Origin of the sequence: Parvibaculum sp. (assembly GCF_035511255.1) — a bacterium.
GTDB lineage: Bacteria > Pseudomonadota > Alphaproteobacteria > Parvibaculales > Parvibaculaceae > Parvibaculum.
The window spans coordinates 1-16,898 of sequence record NZ_DATKFR010000252.1 but is presented as its reverse complement, the minus strand read 5'-3'; the positions used below and the strand labels follow the sequence as shown (position 1 = coordinate 16,898).

General features: G+C 63.8%; 18 protein-coding genes. 8 read left to right on the top strand and 10 right to left on the bottom strand.

Annotated features, from left to right (window positions below; all coding sequences use genetic code 11):
• The 5 genes from VMR03_RS10040 to pstB all read left to right on the top strand — a co-directional run.
• The coding region (locus VMR03_RS10040; RefSeq protein WP_325404760.1) for a hypothetical protein at positions 1-231 on the top strand (231 nt) is incomplete at its 5' end.
• 154 nt (positions 232-385) lie between these two features.
• On the top strand, positions 386-1,429 hold the full coding sequence (gene pstS, locus VMR03_RS10035) for a phosphate ABC transporter substrate-binding protein PstS (protein ID WP_325404758.1): 1,044 nt from the start codon (positions 386-388) through the stop codon (positions 1,427-1,429).
• An 80-nt stretch (positions 1,430-1,509) separates the two neighbouring features.
• Positions 1,510-2,493 carry a phosphate ABC transporter permease subunit PstC gene (gene pstC, locus VMR03_RS10030; RefSeq protein WP_414693169.1) on the top strand — a complete coding sequence of 328 codons (984 nt, stop codon included), beginning with the start codon at positions 1,510-1,512 and terminating at the stop codon, positions 2,491-2,493.
• A gap of 10 nt (positions 2,494-2,503) precedes the next feature.
• Positions 2,504-3,349 carry a phosphate ABC transporter permease PstA gene (gene pstA, locus VMR03_RS10025; protein ID WP_325404756.1) on the top strand — a complete coding sequence of 282 codons (846 nt, stop codon included), beginning with the start codon at positions 2,504-2,506 and terminating at the stop codon, positions 3,347-3,349.
• Positions 3,350-3,378: 29 nt separating this feature from the next.
• The gene (gene pstB, locus VMR03_RS10020; protein WP_325404762.1) at positions 3,379-4,173 is read left to right on the top strand and encodes a phosphate ABC transporter ATP-binding protein PstB; all 795 of its coding nucleotides are present in this window, start codon (positions 3,379-3,381) and stop codon (positions 4,171-4,173) included.
• Positions 4,174-4,175: 2 nt separating this feature from the next.
• Here pstB and VMR03_RS10015 read toward each other — a convergent pair whose 3' ends face one another.
• Genes VMR03_RS10015 through exbB form a run of 3 tightly spaced genes read right to left on the bottom strand, consistent with a single transcriptional unit; the run spans position 4,176 to position 6,252 of the window.
• The gene (locus tag VMR03_RS10015; RefSeq protein WP_325404754.1) at positions 4,176-4,877 is read right to left on the bottom strand and encodes a TonB family protein; all 702 of its coding nucleotides are present in this window, start codon (positions 4,875-4,877) and stop codon (positions 4,176-4,178) included.
• A gap of 24 nt (positions 4,878-4,901) precedes the next feature.
• Positions 4,902-5,324: a TonB system transport protein ExbD gene (gene exbD / locus VMR03_RS10010; protein WP_325404752.1), complete on the bottom strand. Its 423-nt coding sequence runs from the start codon at positions 5,322-5,324 to the stop codon at positions 4,902-4,904.
• A gap of 4 nt (positions 5,325-5,328) precedes the next feature.
• Positions 5,329-6,252 carry a tonB-system energizer ExbB gene (gene exbB, locus VMR03_RS10005; RefSeq protein ID WP_325404750.1) on the bottom strand — a complete coding sequence of 308 codons (924 nt, stop codon included), beginning with the start codon at positions 6,250-6,252 and terminating at the stop codon, positions 5,329-5,331.
• Between the two features lie 214 nt (positions 6,253-6,466).
• On the opposite strand from exbB, the gene VMR03_RS10000 reads away from it, so the two are divergent.
• Positions 6,467-7,612 carry a PepSY-associated TM helix domain-containing protein gene (locus VMR03_RS10000; RefSeq protein ID WP_325404748.1) on the top strand — a complete coding sequence of 382 codons (1,146 nt, stop codon included), beginning with the start codon at positions 6,467-6,469 and terminating at the stop codon, positions 7,610-7,612.
• Between the two features lie 33 nt (positions 7,613-7,645).
• On the opposite strand, the gene VMR03_RS09995 is transcribed toward VMR03_RS10000, so the two are convergent.
• The 5 genes from VMR03_RS09995 to VMR03_RS09975 all read right to left on the bottom strand — a co-directional run bounded on the left by VMR03_RS09995 (position 7,646) and on the right by VMR03_RS09975 (position 12,595).
• Complete coding sequence (locus tag VMR03_RS09995) at positions 7,646-8,329, bottom strand: Fe2+-dependent dioxygenase (protein WP_325404747.1); 684 nt, start codon at positions 8,327-8,329, stop codon at positions 7,646-7,648.
• Between the two features lie 78 nt (positions 8,330-8,407).
• Positions 8,408-10,612: a TonB-dependent siderophore receptor gene (locus tag VMR03_RS09990; RefSeq protein ID WP_325404745.1), complete on the bottom strand. Its 2,205-nt coding sequence runs from the start codon at positions 10,610-10,612 to the stop codon at positions 8,408-8,410.
• A gap of 237 nt (positions 10,613-10,849) precedes the next feature.
• On the bottom strand, positions 10,850-11,680 hold the full coding sequence (locus tag VMR03_RS09985; RefSeq protein WP_325404743.1) for a sterol desaturase family protein: 831 nt from the start codon (positions 11,678-11,680) through the stop codon (positions 10,850-10,852).
• Between the two features lie 60 nt (positions 11,681-11,740).
• Positions 11,741-12,235: a hypothetical protein gene (locus VMR03_RS09980; protein WP_325404741.1), complete on the bottom strand. Its 495-nt coding sequence runs from the start codon at positions 12,233-12,235 to the stop codon at positions 11,741-11,743.
• A 39-nt stretch (positions 12,236-12,274) separates the two neighbouring features.
• Positions 12,275-12,595, bottom strand: a complete 321-nt coding sequence (locus VMR03_RS09975; RefSeq protein ID WP_325404739.1) for an EF-hand domain-containing protein — start codon at positions 12,593-12,595, stop codon at positions 12,275-12,277.
• 147 nt (positions 12,596-12,742) lie between these two features.
• On the opposite strand from VMR03_RS09975, the gene VMR03_RS09970 reads away from it, so the two are divergent.
• Both VMR03_RS09970 and VMR03_RS09965 read left to right on the top strand, forming a co-directional pair.
• A complete protein-coding gene (locus tag VMR03_RS09970) occupies positions 12,743-13,453 on the top strand; it encodes a response regulator (RefSeq protein ID WP_325404737.1) in 711 nt (236 codons plus the stop codon).
• A 2-nt stretch (positions 13,454-13,455) separates the two neighbouring features.
• Positions 13,456-14,799, top strand: a complete 1,344-nt coding sequence (locus tag VMR03_RS09965; RefSeq protein WP_325404735.1) for an ATP-binding protein — start codon at positions 13,456-13,458, stop codon at positions 14,797-14,799.
• Here VMR03_RS09965 and dmpG read toward each other — a convergent pair.
• Both dmpG and VMR03_RS09955 read right to left on the bottom strand, forming a co-directional pair.
• The gene (gene dmpG / locus VMR03_RS09960) at positions 14,796-15,830 is read right to left on the bottom strand and encodes a 4-hydroxy-2-oxovalerate aldolase (protein ID WP_325404733.1); all 1,035 of its coding nucleotides are present in this window, start codon (positions 15,828-15,830) and stop codon (positions 14,796-14,798) included. The genes VMR03_RS09965 and dmpG overlap by 4 nt on opposite strands.
• A gap of 11 nt (positions 15,831-15,841) precedes the next feature.
• Complete coding sequence (locus VMR03_RS09955; protein ID WP_325404731.1) at positions 15,842-16,753, bottom strand: acetaldehyde dehydrogenase (acetylating); 912 nt, start codon at positions 16,751-16,753, stop codon at positions 15,842-15,844.
• Between the last annotated feature and the right edge of the window lie 145 nt (positions 16,754-16,898).

Below are 16,898 nucleotides of genomic sequence, written 5' to 3'. Positions count from 1 at the left end.
TGGCGGAGCGCCGAGGACACGATCAAGGTCGCGCAGCTTCAGACCACCGATCACAATCGGACCGGTGTTCCTCTCGGAGCGACGCCACCGGCCATCGCCGCTGAAACGGATGTGGGCAGCCTGCCCCTTCCTTCGGGCCTGGCTCGGGCGAGCAATTTCGCTATTTCCCGCCTGCCCGACGCCAGCCGCTATCTCCTCCCGTTCAGCATCGGGCCTCCGCAGACGGCCTGAAAAGGTTGGCGAACCGGTGCGGCTTCGACCCTAGCTTTGGCGGGTTCGGGCCGCATCTTCGGCATCAACTACACTCACACGTCATAAAACTGTCACTGAAACGTCGTAGTCAGGGGGCGACTGCACCGCCGGCTAGACTCAGGAGCATGCCATCATGTTGAAATCTTTCGGAAAATTTAGCCGAGCGGGAGTCCTTGCCATTTCCGCCCTGGTCATCGCAACGGCCGCGCAGGCCGCCGACATCTCGGGCGCCGGCGCCACTTTTCCCTATCCGATCTATGCGAAATGGGCCGACGCCTACAAGAAGGAGACCGGTATCGGTCTCAATTATCAGTCGATCGGCTCGGGCGGCGGCATCAAGCAGATCAAGGCCAAGACCGTCGACTTCGGCGCATCGGACGCGCCGATGAAGGGAGCGGATCTCGACAGCATCGGGCTCGCGCAGTTTCCGATGGTCATGGGCGCGATTGTCCCCGTCGTCAATCTGCCGGGCGTGAAGCCGGGCGCGATGAAACTCGACGGCAAGACGCTCGCCGAAATCTATCTCGGCAACATCAAGAAGTGGAACGATCCGCAGATCGCCGCTCTCAACAAGGGCGTGAAGCTGCCGGACAGCTCCATCGCCGTCGTTCATCGTTCGGACGGGTCGGGCACGACGTTCAACTTCGCCTATTACCTCAACGCGGTCGACAGCAACTGGTCGAGCGTCGGTGTCGCCACGTCCCTCGAATGGCCGGTCGGCCTTGGCGGCAAGGGCAATGAAGGTGTGTCGGCGCTGGTCGGCCAGACGCAAGGCGCGATCGGCTATGTCGAATATGCCTATGCGCTTCAGAACAAGCTGACCTACACCGACATGGTCAACAAGGACGGCAAGACGGTTGCGCCGAGCCTCGAGAGCATTCAGGCCGCGGCGGCGAACGCCGACTGGTCGAGCGCACCCGGCTACGGCGTGATCCTCGCCAATCAGCCCGGCGCCAAGAGCTGGCCGATGACGGCGGCGACCTTCATCCTGGTCTACAAGACGCAGGACAAGCCCGAGCGTGCCAAGCAGGTGCTCGACTTCTTCGGCTGGGCCTACGACAAAGGCGGCAAGATGGCCGAGGACCTCGTCTATGTTCCGATGCCGGACAGCGTCGTCGCGCTGGTCAAGAAGAGCTGGTCCGACGTCAAGGACAGCAGCGGCAAGCCCGTTCTCTAATCGCGGAGCCCGGCTCCGACCTTGAAGACGGCGGAGGGAGCGCGAAGCTCCCTCCCACTTCCCGACTGGGACTGAAGACCATGCTGGAAACCGCCACGGCCGACCGGGAGAAGAGTGTGCAGGACAGACGAAACCGGTTCGGCATGCGGTTCGGCGACCCTATATTCCGTATCCTGACCCTTTCCTTCACGATCCTGGTATTGCTCATTCTGGGCGGTGTCATCGCCATCCTGCTCGAAGGTTCATGGCCGGCGCTGCGCGCCTTCGGACCGGCGTTCGTCTGGACCGCGAGTTGGAACCCCGTCACCGAGAATTTCGGCGCGCTCGTGCCGCTGGTCGGCACCATCGTCACGTCAATCATTGCCATGCTGATCGGCGTTCCCTTCAGCTTCGGCCTCGCCTTCTTCCTCACCGAAATCTGCCCGCACAAGATCCGCCAGCCCATCGCCATCGCGATCGAGCTTCTGGCCGCCGTGCCGAGCATCATCTACGGCATCTGGGGCCTGTTCGTGCTCGCGCCCCTTTTTCAGCATTATGTCGAGCCCTTCCTGATCGCGACGCTCGGCGACGTGCCGTTCGTCGGCGTGTTGTTCCAGGGCCCGCCCATCGGCATCGGCATCCTGCTTGCGGGTCTGATCCTCGGCCTCATGGTGCTGCCCTTCATCACCGCCGTGATGCGCGAGGTGTTTCTCAGCGTTCCGCCGGTCTTGCGCGAATCCGCCTATGGCCTCGGCGCCACGCGCTGGGAAGTCGCATGGCGCGTCGTGCTCCCCTATTGCCGTACCGGCGTCGTCGGCGGCGTCATGCTCGGTCTCGGCCGGGCGCTCGGCGAGACCATGGCCGTTACCTTCGTGATCGGGAACGCGCACCGGCTCAGCGCGTCGCTGCTCGCGCCGGGCACCACGATTTCGTCGGCCCTCGCCAATGAATTCACCGAGGCGGACGGCGACCTCTACACCGCCTCTCTGGTCGCGCTCGGTCTCGTCCTCTTCGTGCTCACCTTCTTCGTGCTCGCGATAGGCAAGCGCCTGTTGCTACGCAACACCAAGGGGACGCTTGCTTGAAGGAAGCCGCATGAACCGCGCCGTCGTCAAACGCCGCCACAGGAACGACAAGATCGTGACCGGCATCTCGCTGGTCATGACCGGTTTCGTTCTCTTCACGCTGGGAACCATTCTGGCGACGCTGCTGTGGAACGGCGTTCAGGCCATCAAGCCGTCGCTCTTTCTCGAAAGCACGCCACCGCCCGGCGGCGAAGGCGGACTCGCGAACGCCATTGTCGGCAGCCTTATGATGACCGGGCTCGGCATTCTCATCGCCACGCCGATCGGCGTCTTCGCGGGCACCTTCCTCGCCGAATATGCCCGGCACAGCCGGCTCGCCGAAGTGGTGCGCTTCATCAACGACATCCTGCTCAGCGCGCCGTCGATCATCATCGGCCTCTTCGTCTACGGCATCGTCGTGATGGGCATGGGGCATTTTTCCGGCTGGGCCGGCGTCATCGCGCTCGCCATCATCGCCATTCCAATCATCGTGCGCACGACCGAGGACATGCTGTCGCTCATTCCCGACGCACTGCGCGAAGCGGGCGCCGCGCTCGGCACGCCGCGCTGGATGATCATCACCAAGATCAGCTATCGCGCCGCTTTCCAGGGCATTCTGACAGGCGTTCTTCTCGCGGTCGCCCGCATCAGCGGCGAGACGGCGCCGCTGCTCTTCACGTCGCTCAATAACCAGTTCTGGAGCACCGATCTCAACGCGCCGCTCGCCAACCTGCCCGTCGTCATCTTTCAGTTCGCGATGAGCCCCTATGAGGATTGGCGCGAACTCGCCTGGGGCGGTGCGCTCCTCATCACCGGTACCGTCCTCATTCTCAATATCGTCGCCCGTCTTTCGGCGAAGCAGAAGGCACGTTCATGACCAGCGATATCGCGACGTCCCCCTCCGTCATGCACACGATCACCGCGCCGAACCCGAAGGACGGACCGCTGCCGCCCGAGAAGATCGCCGTTCGCAACCTGAATTTCTATTACGGCCAGTTCCGGGCGCTGAAAGACGTCAACATCTCGATCCACGACCGCCGCGTGACGGCCTTCATCGGACCGTCGGGCTGCGGCAAGTCTACCCTGCTGCGCGCCATGAACCGCATCTACGAGATGTATCCGGGGCAGCGCGCGGAAGGCGAGATCACGGTGGACGGAGAGAATATCCTCGCGCAGCGCGACCTCACCGAATTGCGTTCCAAGATCGGCATGGTGTTCCAGAAGCCGACGCCGTTCCCGATGTCGATCTACGAGAACGTCGCCTTCGGCATCCGCCTCTATGAAAAACTCTCCCGCGCAGATCTCGACGAGCGCGTCTACTGGGCGTTGTCGCGCGCCGCGCTCTGGGACGAGGTCAAGGACAAGCTCAACCAGCTCGGCACCGGACTGTCGGGTGGGCAACAACAGCGGCTTTGCGTTGCCCGCGCCGTGGCGGTAAAGCCAGAAATCCTGCTGATGGACGAGCCCGCTTCCGCGCTCGATCCGATTTCGACGGCCAAGCTCGAGGAGCTGATCGAGGAACTGCGTCAGGACTATTGCATCGTCATCGTCACGCATAACATGCAGCAGGCCGCGCGCGCCGCCGATTTCACGGCTTTCATGTTCCTCGGCGAACTCGTCGAATACGGGACGTCGGAGCAGATATTCACCAATCCGGTGCAGAAGCGGACGCGCGACTACGTGACCGGCCGCTTCGGCTAAATTCACTTCAGCGTGAAGCTCATCGGGACAACGAGCCTGGTCGGCACCTCCGGCGGCGGAGGGGGCAGCGGCTCGGCGCGACGGATCATCGCCATCACCTCGTCGTCCAGCGCCTCGTGGCCTGAACTTCTGTCGATCGCAGCGGCGATGACCCTTCCCTGCCTGTCCATCGAGAAGCTGAGATAGACGGTACCCGTCTGGTGCCGACGCCGCGCCGCATAAGGGTAGCGCTTGAAGCGTTCCAGATGCGAGGCGAGCAGGCTCAGATAGGTCTGCCTCGCCGAAATCTCGGCGGCTGTCGGGCCGGCTGGCGGCGCCGCGGCGGGCGCGCGCGAATCCGTCACCGGTCGCGGCGGATCGGGGAGTTTCTTCTCCTCCTGCTTCACTTCTTTTTTCGGTTTGCGCTTCTGGATCACCACTTCCGCCTTTTCGATCTCCGGCAGATCGAGCGGTTTGATGACGGGTTCGCGCAAGGCGGGCGGCGGCGGAGGCTGCAGGACCGGTGCGGGCGGCGCCATGTCGATAAGCACGGCGGGCTCGGGCGCAGCCGCCGGCATCGGCGTTACGCGCCAGAACATCACCACCAAACCGACACCCAGATGGAGCAGGACGACAGCCGCGAAACTCGCGCTCCAGCGCCGGCGCGTCGAGGCGTCCGGCAGGGTCCAGACTTCCATCGGTTCGATCGGGGAAGCCATGTTCATGATTTTGGGCTCATGATTTCGGGCTCATCGCGTCGGAAGCGTTTCGAGACCGATCAGCGCGACCTTGAGGTAGCCCGCGTTGCGCAGCCCGTTCATGACCTCCATCAGGTCGCCGTAGTCGACCGTCTTGTCGGCGCGCAGGAAAATGCGCTGTTCCTTGTCGCCGTGAGAGGCGCGCTCGAGTGCCGCCGGCAGCGCATCGCGCGCGATCATGTCGTTGCCGATCGCGAGCGAGAGATCCTCTTTCACGGTCAGGATCACCGGCTTGTCGGGGCGCGGGTTCTGCCGCGCGGCGGCGGCCGGCAGGTCGACGGGGATATCCACCGTCGCCAGCGGCGCCGCCACCATGAAGATGATGAGCAGCACCAGCATCACGTCGATGAAAGGCGTGACGTTGATCTCGTGGTTCTCGGCGAGATCGTCGCCGTGGTCGAGCTTGACGGCCATTGCCCTACTCCGCCGCCTTGCGCAGCAAAGCCGGCGTATCGCTCGCCGGACGGTCAAGATCGCGCGAGACGAGCCGCAGAACTTCGGCCGAGGCGTCGGCGATCAGCGCGCGGTAGCCGGCAATCGAGCGGGCAAAGACATTGTAGATGACGACGGCGGGGATAGCGGCGACGAGGCCGACCGCTGTCGCGAGCAGCGCTTCCGCGATGCCGGGCGCGACGACGGCGAGATTGGTCGTCTGCGACTGCGAGATGCCGATAAAGCTGTTCATGATGCCCCAGACGGTGCCGAAGAGGCCGACGAAGGGCGCGGTCGCACCGATGGTCGCAAGAACGCCGGTGCCCGCCGACATCTTGCGGCCGGCGGCATGCTCGATGCGCTCAAGACGGGAGACAACGCGCTCCTTGATTCCGTCCTTCTCGGTCGCGGCGACTTCCGCCGACAGGCGCATCTCGGTTTCGGCCGCGCGCAGCAGCGCATGAACGGCGCCGTCCGAGGCCGCGACACGGGTGGCCGTATCCGAGAGCCCCGGCACCGAGGCAATGGCGCGGAGTGCGATGGTGGCACGGCGGCGCGCGGCAATCAGTTCAAGCGTTTTCGCGAGCCAGACGGTCCAGGTCAGCACGGAGGCGAAGGCGAGACCGATCAGCACCGCCTTCACGACGATGTCGGCATTGAGGAACATGCCCCAGGGCGAGAGATCCTGCGGCAGGGTGGCGACGGCGGCATCGTCGAGCGCCTCATCGGCGGGCGCGAGCCCCTCTTCAGCCGGCGCGGCCGGTACGGCGGCGGTCGGCGCTTCGGATGCGGCAACGGGCGGCATTCCTTCGTCGGCCAGAGCCGGCGAGGATGCGCCCGCAAGGCAGATGCCAAGCGCGAGAGTGACCAGCAGGCGACCGCCGATCCCGGCTTTTTCGGACTTCAACACAACCCCTTCTCCTCGGACGTGCCGCCAGCCGGTGAATTCTGGAAAAATTCCGGATACCAGCGACGGTAATAAGAAGCATTCTCGTATCATAATCTCAGGGCATTTGCGAGTAAGTCGCAAAATCTACCTGCGGCTGAATAGCGCTATTGAGATTGATACGCAACTGCATTCCAGCTAGGTTGGCGCGTTTTCGACTGAGGGGCTGACAAACAAGATGAGTAAATCCGCGGCGCGTCTGCGCCATTTCTGGTTCACCTTCCATCTCTGGATCGGCGTCGGGCTCGGCGTTCTGCTTCTGCCGCTCAGCGTCACAGGTAGCGTTCTCGTCTGGCATGACGGCGTCGACAAGCTGATGCACCCGGCCCGCTTCGCCGTTTCGGGCGCGGAAACCCTCGCCCCTTCGGCCTATCTCGCGGCCGCGACAGGCGCGCTTAAGGCCGGGCTCAAGCCGAGTACGCTGCGCCTGCCGGCCGAGCCCGGCATGCCCGTGACAGTGTCGGCGCGAGGTGTCCCGCAAGGCGGCGGGTTCCCGCCCATGACGACCGTCTATCTCGATCCGCCGACGGCCCGGGTGCTCGACGTGGCCGACGCGGGCGGCTCCTTCATGATGATCATGCACCGCCTCCACGGCAGCCTGATGATCCCGGGCGTCGGGCGGCAGATCGTCGGCTGGCTCGGCGTGGCGATGCTTATTTCGTCGCTCACCGGCATCTATCTCTGGTGGCCGCGCAACGGACAGTTCCTCAAAGGCCTGCGCTGGAAGCGCCAGCCGACCACCAACGCCAATCTTCATTTCACGCTGGGCTTCTGGATCGCGGTACCGCTCGCGATCCTCTCCTTCACCGGTGCCTATATCTCCTTCCCGCAGACCGCGCGCTCCGTCGTCGGCCTCTTCGCCGAGGTGAGCCCGCAGCAGCAGCGGGGTCCCGGCGGGCCTGGCGGCATGGGAACGCCGATCACGCCCGCGCTTTCTCCCGACGCGGCGGCGGAGGCGGTTCTTGCCGCCAATCCGGGTACGCAGCTCCTGTCGCTCTCCTTCCCCGCCGGTTCCAATCCGGCCTGGCGTGTGCAGATCAAGGACGGCGAGGCGACGCGCAACATCATGGTCGATGACGCGACGGGCGCGGTAAAGGCCGGCAGGGACCGCGCCGCCGCGCAACCCGCCGCGGGCGACGCCTTCTCGCGGCTGATGCGCCAGTTGCACGACGGCACCGATATGGGCCTCGTCTGGCAGATCGTGATCTTCGTCGGCGGCATCGTTCCCGCCGTTCTCACCGTCACAGGCGTCATCATGTGGTGGCGGCGGCGCGGGGCCAGGAAGGCGCTAGCGCGGCGGCTCGCCGGCGCACCGGGGGAATAGGAAACGGGGCCCGGCAGCGATGCCGGGCCTTTTTCATATCTCCGCCCAGCGGCGCAGCAGATTGTGATAGACGCCCGTGAGCTCGACCACGACCGCGTCCTTCTGTCCGCGCTCGCCGACGAGCTTCTGGATCGCCTGATCGAGCTGGAAGAGGAGACGCCGCGTACCGTCGTCACGCACCATGCTTTGCATCCAGAAGAAGGAGCAGACGCGGGCGCCGCGCGTCACCGGCGTCACATGGTGAAGGCTCGTCGAGGGATAGAGCACCGCATGGCCGGCAGGGAGCTTCACCTGCTGCACGCCGTAGGTATCCTCGATCGTGAGCTCTCCGCCGTCGTAATCCTCGGGTTCGCAGAGAAAGAGCGTCATCGACAGATCGCTGCGGACGCGGAAATCCGTTCCACGCAGATGCCGGATCGAGTTGTCGACATGCGTGCCGAAAGATTGCCCGCCCGCGTAGCGATTGAACAGCGGCGGAAAAATCTTGTGCGGCAATGCGGCGGAGAGAAAGAGCGGATGCCGGCCCAACGCGTCGAGAATGGCCTCGCCGATCTGGCGCGCCGCGGGCGAGCCTTCCGGCAATTGCATGTTGTTCTTGGCCTGTGCCGACTGCGCGCCCGCCGTCACATTGCCGTCGACCCATTCGGCGGCGTCCATGATCGCACGGCACCTGGCGACCTCGGTCTTGCTCAGAACGTCGGGAATGGACAGAAGCATTGCCGTCTCCGGAAAATGTAGAAGCCCCGCCCGTTTTATACGGGCGGGGCCGATTTCGCCATGCGGCGGTTTCGACGTTCAGAACTTGAAGTTCGTCGACAGTAGCGCCACGCGTCCCGGTGCGACGGTCGCCATGTGTGTCGTGTAGACACGGTCGAAGTAACGCTTGTCGAAGACGTTCTGCACATTGAGCTGCAGACCGATATTCGGCGTAACCTGATAAGAGGCCATCGCGTCGAAGCGCCAATATGACGGGATCGACTTCGTGTTCGCCACGTTGCCATAGACCTTGCCGACGAAGTAGGAGCCGCCGCCGATCGTCACGTCGTCGAGCACCTCATAGGTCGTCCAGAGGCTGAAGCTGTTTTTCGGCGTGTTGGGCAGTGTCTTGCCGTCATTGGTCGCGATGCCGTCGTCCCTGAGTTCCGGCTTCAGATAGGTATAGCCGGTGAAGACGCCCCACTTGTCGGTGATCTTGCCCGACGCCGTGAGTTCGATGCCGTCGACTCGCGACTTGCCGCCCTGCTCGAAATAGCCCGGCGATACTTCGATGCGCGTCTTGTCCTTGTCGGTGCGGAAGATAGCGGCCGTGAGAGAGAGCCTTTCGTTGAAGACGTCCCACTTGGTACCGATTTCGTAGCTCGTGAGCTCTTCCGGGTCGAGCAGCGCGTTGGTTGCACTGAGGTTTTCGGCGCCGTCGCCGCCCGACGTACCGGGTGGATTGTTGGACGTTCCGTAGTTGATGTAGATGCTGCCATTGGGCACCGGCTTGTAGACCACGCCTGTCTGGTAGCTCAGGAAATCCGACTTGTTGGCCAGATTGACAGCGGCGACCGCCACGCCCGTCAGATTGTTGGTGTAAGCGGGCGTCTCCGCAGTCGAGTCGTAGTCGTCGTAGCGCAGACCGAGGTTGATCTGCCATTGCGGCGACAGCTCGATGGTATCGAAAGCATAGAGCGACCAAGTGTCGGTTGTGGTGGTTGTCACCGCCCCCGTCTTCATGATGGTTCCGTTCCAGGAATCGTTCGGATTCGGATTGTTGAGACTGGTGCAATCATGCGTGTCGAACAGCACCGGATAGGTCGAGCAGTTGCTCAGGTTGGTCGTGCCGCTGAGCGCCGCCGCCTCCTGCACCACGGCATAGGGCTTGTTGACGACTTCTTCCCGGCTCAGTTCGACGCCCGTCGAGAAACTGTTCTTGAAACCTCCGAGCAGGAATTCGCCGGTCAGCGCCGTCTGGTTGAACAGCGTCTCCGTCGTCGCATCGCGGTTCTTGGTGCCGCGCCAGACGGAACCGTTGGCGACGTTGCCCTTGCTGTCGTCCGGATTGGTGACGATGTAGTCGTTCTTCGTCCGGCTGTAGCGCGAGGTGTTGCTGAGATTCAACGTGTCGCGGAAATCGTGCTCGAGCTTCAACGTGCCGATGTCGGCCTGCGTCTTGCGGAAGTCGCGATTGACGAGACCGTAGAAATTGTCGAGATCGACGTCGGCGGGCGTTCCCTCGACGACCTTCAGCGGCACGCCGTAATCCGGGATATCGTCGGTCTGAAGATGGTAGTAGCTGATCGTCGCGCGCGTCGGCTTGTCGAGACCGAGGGTCAATGACGGCGCGAAGCCCCAACGGTTGAGCTCCACATCGTCGCGGCCCGCCACGTCGGCATCGTGATACATGGCGTTGAGGCGTAGCGCGACCGCATCGTCGAGCACGTAATTGACATCGCCCGTGACGCGCTTCGTCTGGTCGGTGCCGAGCGTGACGCTGCCCGCGACGAAGTCTTCCGCCTTCGGCGTCTTCGAGACGAGGTTGATGCCGCCGCCCGCCGTGCCGCGACCGCCATAGGCGCCGCTCGGGCCCTTCACGACTTCGATCTGTTCGAGGTTGAAGGTCTCGCGCGATTGCGAGCCCGTGTCGCGAATGCCGTCGACGGTGATGCCGGCCGAGCTGTCGAGGCCGCGAATAAAGGGACGATCGCCGAAAGGATTGCCGCCCTCGCCCATGCCCATGGTGATGCCCGGCGTGAAACGCAGCGCATCGACCAGCGTCGTGGCGGCGCTCTGCTGGATCACTTCCTGCGGGATGACCGTCACCGATTTCGGCGTGTCGAGAATCGGCGCCGTGAACTTCTGCGAGGAGACCGCGTCCGTCTTGTAGCCCTGCTCATTTTGGCCCTCGACCGAAATGGGCGGCAATTCGGCGGTGCCTTCCTTCGTCGCTCCTTCCGACGCGTCCGCCGCATGGACGGGCGTCAGGCCGACGAAAAGGCCGATGGCCGTACTGGCCAACAGGCCACATGAGAAGGACGCCCTGGGCGTGAGCCCGGACGCGGCACGTAGCAGTTCGTTCATGGATGAAAGCCCCCTTACTGAGTTTTAATCTGCGAGTAATTCTTAATAGCGTAGCGGCGGGGAGCGCAACCGTTATTTTGAGAATAGCTCGCAACTGTGGCATGCCCGCCACAGAGAGGGGAGCGCGCGGCGTCCGGGGGAGCAGTCGCCGCGCGCTCTGGCCGGGGCGGGCCTTCAGGGGCGGCCGAAGACGGCCTGCCAGGCCTCGCCCGGACTACGTGTCCGGAAGAGATTGCGAAAAAGCGCAATCCATTCCGCGAAGACGATCTTGAAGGGATTGTAGGAAGGCTCGACGCCGGCGAGGCCGTAGCTCAGTTTCTCGCCTTCCGGCGCCTCGGCAAACGTACCGAAGAGCCTGTCGAAGACGATCAGCACACCGCCGAAATTCCTGTCCCGGCAGGCCTCGTTGGTCGCATGGTGCACACGGTGATGCGCCGGCGTGTTGAAGATCCACTCGAGCGGGCCGAGCCGACCGAACATTTCGGTATGCAGGAAGAACTGATAGGCGAGGTTCGCCGAGAACATGCCGAGTACCGCGACGGGCGGAAAGCCGAGCCACGCGAGCGGCACCAGAAAGAGCCAGCCGCCCGAGAAGAGATTGGTCCAGCCGAGCCGCCCGGCGGCAGTGAAATTCAATTTCGTCGATGAGTGATGGACGGAGTGATTGGTCCACATCCAGCGCACCGTGTGGCTGAAGCGGTGGAACCAGTAATAGGAGAACTCCGACAGAAGGAAGAGCGCCGCCAACGCCGCGGCGCTGCGAAGATCCAAATCGAGCAACCGGTTCTGGTAGGCCCAGAGATAGACGGGCGCGAGCGCGGCCGCCGCCAGTCCGCGCGCGAAAACCTGCCCGGCCATGATGGCGATCGTCGTCCCCGTTTCCTTCAGGTCGTAGCCGTCATGTCCCTTGAGCTTCACCCAGGCGAACTCGATGACGATCAGAAGGAGAAAGACGAGACCGAGGCCCGGGTAGCGCGTAGGCAACTGATAGAGAAGTTCGCTCATGTCGTGCATGCCCCCATGGATGGATCGGCGGGACGGATGTTTCCGTCCCACCGGACGTCTTTACGGACGGGTGACCGTCGTGTTGCGTTCGACCGATCCACCGTTGGGGCCGGTCTTGGTCACGGAGCGTTCGCCGCCTTCGGAATTCCAGGACGCCGACCCCTCGCGGGACGCCGTGCCGCCATTGGGGCCGGTGACGGACTTCGAGGAATTCGCGGAACCATTGCCGGCGGAAAGACTGCCCGACTCCGTCCAGGTCTTGCCGGAGTTCGTCGTCAGGGATTTCTCGTTCGTGCAGGTGCCGTTGGCGCATTCATGCTGGCGGCTGGTCGTGTAACCATGTCCCAGACGGCCTTCGACCGTACGCGACGCCGAGGCCGCACCCTGCGAGCGGGAAATACTCCGTTCGCGCAATCCGGTATTCCCGCCCGGGCCGACGATCTGAACCGAGCGGGAACGCGCACCCGCCGATGCTTCGGTCGGGACGGTCGTTGCGGCGAAGGCCGCGAACATGGCGAAGCTCGTCGCCACGGTGAACAGCTTCCTTACCATCATCGAACTCTCCTTTTGCGGTGGCATCCAACAGGAGGCGTTTCAGCGGGCAAATCGCGCGCGGAGCGAAGCGCGGGTTTCCTCGCGCGTGATCTTGCCGTCGCCGTTTGTATCGAGCGCCTTCAGCCGATCGAGGTTGTCGTTGACGAATTCCTGCTCGTTCACGACGCCGTCCTTGTTGGCGTCCATACTGGCGTAACGCGACTTCAACGCCTGCGCAGCTTCGTCCTTGCCGACATCGCCGTCGCCGTTCAGGTCGAGCTCTTTCAATCCTTCGCCCATTCCGACGGCGCCGGCCTCGGGAGCGACAACCCACGATGCGACGAGAAAGAGGCAAGCCATACCAAGAAACTGTTTATGCATAATCGAACTCCCGATTGCGTCGGCCTTTCGCGCCGGCAGGTTCAGAATGGGGTGCGCTTGTGTCCCGGCGATGTTCGTCAGGTAACGGCGTGTAACAACACGTAACCGCGCTTGAAGAAGGGTGTGAGCCAAGGCAGAAATGAGGACATGAGCGAGCGCAGCGCCATATTGATCGTCGAGGACGACCGCGAAATCGGATCACTGCTGAGCGAATTTCTCGCACGCGAGGGCTTCGAACCGGTGCTGGTGCGCTCGGGCGTCGAGATGGACCGTGTGCTGGCAAGCCGGCATATCGATTTCATCGTTCTCGACCTGATGCTGCCGGGCGAGGACGGGCTCTCGATCTGTCGCCGGCTGCGCATGAAGACGACGCTGCCGATCCTGATGCTGACGGCCAAGAACGACGACATAGACCGGATTATCGGACTCGAACTCGGCGCCGACGACTATATGGCGAAGCCCTTCAATCCGCGCGAGCTGCTCGCCCGCGTCCGCGCCGTACTCCGACGCGCCCTGCCCGCCGCCTCGACAGAGTTCGGCGAGGGTCGCCTGCGCTTTGCGAATTTTCTTTTCGATCTCGGCGCGCGGCGGCTTTTTCGCGGCGAAGAGGAGATCGAGCTCTCGACGGGCGATTTCGATCTTCTGAACGTCCTGGTCCATCATCCGCAGCGCGTGCTCACGCGCAACCAGTTGATGGACCTGCTGAAGGGCCGCAACTGGGAAGCCTTCGACCGCTCGATCGACGTCGCGCTGTCGCGCCTTCGCCGCAAGATCGAATCCGATCCCGCCCAGCCGGCCGTCATCCGCACCATCCGCAACGCCGGCTACATGCTGGCTGTGCCCGTCGAGAAGGGATGAACATGCGCGGCCTCGCCCTTCGCATCTGTCTTATCATGGCCGCCGCGCTCGGGCTGGTCTTGCTCACTGTCTTTCTCGCCTTCATCGCCCAACGGCAGTCCAACGACGCATCCGGCTTCCGGCTGCCGCTGCCGGATCAGATCGCGGCTCTCGTCGAGCTCGTCGAGAGTGCGCCACCGGAAGATCTGCCGCTGGTCCTGCGCGCACTCAATGGCCCGTCGTTGAAAATCTCGCTCGAGGAGACCCCGCCGCCCGTCGACGAAAGCGTCTCACTACCGGGCCTCGCCTGGATCGTGCAACGCTATCTGTCCGCTCTCGGTGGACGGCCGGTTCAGGCCGTGGTCGATCTCGACGAGAATGAAAGCTCTGCCGATGCGTTCATCCGCCTCGGCCCCGACGGGCTCTGGGCGCCGCATCCCGTGCGGCTGGTGATTACGCTTCGCGATGGCCGAATTCTCGTCGCCGAGGCACATAACCCCTTCCTACAACGCTTCAACGGTCTGCGTATCGCCATTGGCGTCCTGCTCGCGACGGCTTTCATCGCGATGCTGTCGCTCTGGGCGCTGCGTCGCCAGATCAGACCGCTCGAAAAACTCGCCGACGCGGTCGAACGGTTCGGCGCCCGCCTCGACGAGCCGGTGATGAAGGAGGAAGGCGCGAAGGAAGTGCGCCAGCTCATCGGCGCCATTGCCCGCATGCAGGCACGCATCCGTGATCTTGTGGCCGGGCGCACGCGCATGATCGCGGCTATCGGTCACGATCTCGGCACCTATCTCACGCGGCTCAGGTTGCGCGCCGAAATGATCCCGGATTCCGACCAGCGCGAGCGCGCGATCCGCGACATCGAGGACATGAGCGCGCTGGTGAGCGATACGCTGACGCTCGCGCGTCTCGAACACGACGCCGAGCCGAGGCGCAAAGTCGATCTTGTCGCCTTGCTGCGCCGCCACGTGGAAGGCTTCACGGCGAGCGACGAAAAGGTGGAATTACGAGTGCCGCCCGAACCGGTCGAGATACCCGTTCGCAAAGCCGCCTTCGGACGCGCGATCAACAATCTGATTTCCAACGCGTTGAAATATGGCGGCGAAGCGCTGGTTACCTTGTCGCGATCGGATGGCGCCATCGAAATCCGCGTCGAGGATCGCGGCCCCGGCATTCCGCCCGAAGAGCGCGAGCATGTGCTCGAGCCCTTTTATCGTCGCGACACGGCGCGCAATCTCGATCAGGGCGGCTTCGGCCTCGGGCTTGCCATCGTCGCCGACATCGTGCGCCGTCACGACGGCGCGATCGCGCTCGACGACAGGCCGGACGGCGGCCTCAGCGTCGTGCTGCGGCTGCCGATCTAGTAGTTGGAAAGGCCGCGCTGGCGGGCCATGTCGAGCGCCAGATCCTCGATCATGTCTTCCTGCCCGCCGACCGTGCCGCGTCGCCCGAGTTCGACCAAGATGTCGCGCGCCGGCACCTTGTATTTCGCCTCCGCGCGCTTGGCGAAAAGCAGGAAGGAGGAATAGACGCCGGCATAGCCGAGCGTCAGCGCATCGCGGTCGATGCGGATGGGGCTGTCCATCAGCGGCACGACCTTGTCCTCCGCAACGTCGGAAATCCGGAAGACGTCGACGCCGGTTTCTATGCCCATGCGCTGGCAGACCGCAACGAAAACGTCCATCGGCGTGTTGCCCGCGCCCGCGCCGAGGCCCGCGGCGGCGGCGTCGATGCGGTTCGCGCCTGCCTCGATCGCGGCCAGCGAGTTCGCGACGCCCATCGAGAGATTGTGATGGCCGTGAAAGCCGATCTCCGTTTCGGGCTTCAGCGCGGCCCGCAGCGCGCCGATCCGCGCGGTCACGTCTTCCGGCAGCATGTAGCCCGCCGAGTCCGTCGCATAGATGCAGTTGGCGCCGTAGCTCTCCATGAGCAGCCCCTGCTCCACCAGCTTCTCCGGTGGCACCATATGCGCCATCATCAGGAAGCCGACCGTGTCCATATCGAGCTTGCGCGCATAGGCGATGTGCTGTTCGGAAACATCCGCTTCCGTGCAATGCGTCGCGACGCGGATCGTGTGGACGCCGCAATCATGCGCCATCTGCAGGTGATCGACGGTGCCGATGCCCGGCAGCAGCAGCGCCGAGACCTTCGCCTGCTTCATATGCGGAATGACGGCGCGGAGATATTGTTCGTCCGTATGCGCTGGAAACCCATAGTTGACCGAGGCGCCTCCGAGTCCGTCGCCATGCGTGACCTCGATCAGCGGCACGCCCGCATCGTCGAGGCCGCAGGCGATGTCAATCATCTGGTCGAGCGAAATCTGATGGCGCTTCGGATGCATCCCGTCACGCAACGTCATGTCGTGGACGGTGATCTTCTTCCCGTTGAGGTCCATGCCGCGCCTCCTCAAGCCGGAACGGGGGCGAGCGTCAGCTTGCCGCTCAGGATTTCATCCGCGAACATTTCCGCCGTGCGCGCCGCCGCCGCCGTCATGATGTCGAGATTGCCCGCGTATTTCGGCAGGTAGTCGCCGAGCCCCTCGACCTCCATGAAGACCGAGACGCGGTTCCCGTCGAACACAGGTCCGTTCTTCAGCCGATAACCCGGCACGTATTTCTGCACCTGCTCGACCATGTCGTGGACCGACGCCGTGATCGCATCGATATGCGGCTCGCCCTCCGTCAGGCAGTGGATTGTGTCGCGCATGATGAGCGGCGGCTCGGCCGGATTGATGATGATGATCGCCTTGCCCTCTTTCGCACCGCCGACCTTCTCGACCGCGCCGGCCGTCGTGCGCGTGAACTCGTCGATGTTCTTGCGCGTGCCGGGCCCGACCGATTTCGACGCCACCGTCGCGACAATCTCGCCATAGGCGACGGGCTGCACGCGGCTCACCGCATAGACCATCGGGATCGTCGCCTGTCCGCCGCAGGTCACCATGTTGACATTCATTTCGCGCTTGCCGACATGGGCCATCAGGTTCACCGGCGGCACGCAATAGGGACCGATGGCGGCGGGCGTCAGGTCGATCATCAGCACGCCCTTCGCCGTCAGCTTCCGCGAATTTTCGCCATGGACGTAAGCCGAGGTCGCGTCGAAGGCGATCTGGATGCCGTCCGCCTCGACATGCGGCAGCAATCCGTCGACACCCTGATCCGTCGTCTTGAGGCCCATGTCGCGGGCCCGCGCGAGCCCTTCCGAGGTCGGATCGACGCCGACCATCCAGACAGGTTCGAGCACATCGCTGCGCCGGAGCTTGTAGAGGAGGTCCGTGCCGATATTGCCCGGACCAATGATCGCGCACCTGATCTTGCTCATCTTCCCGTCTCCAAACCTTGAGGCAGAGAGCCCCATTGCCCTCATGCCACGCCCATGAGGCCCTATCATCGTCCGGCCGGACTAGGGCGGGGATAAGTCAGGACGCGGGGAAAATCCTGTTCAGGTTCAAGTCGTTAGGGGCATT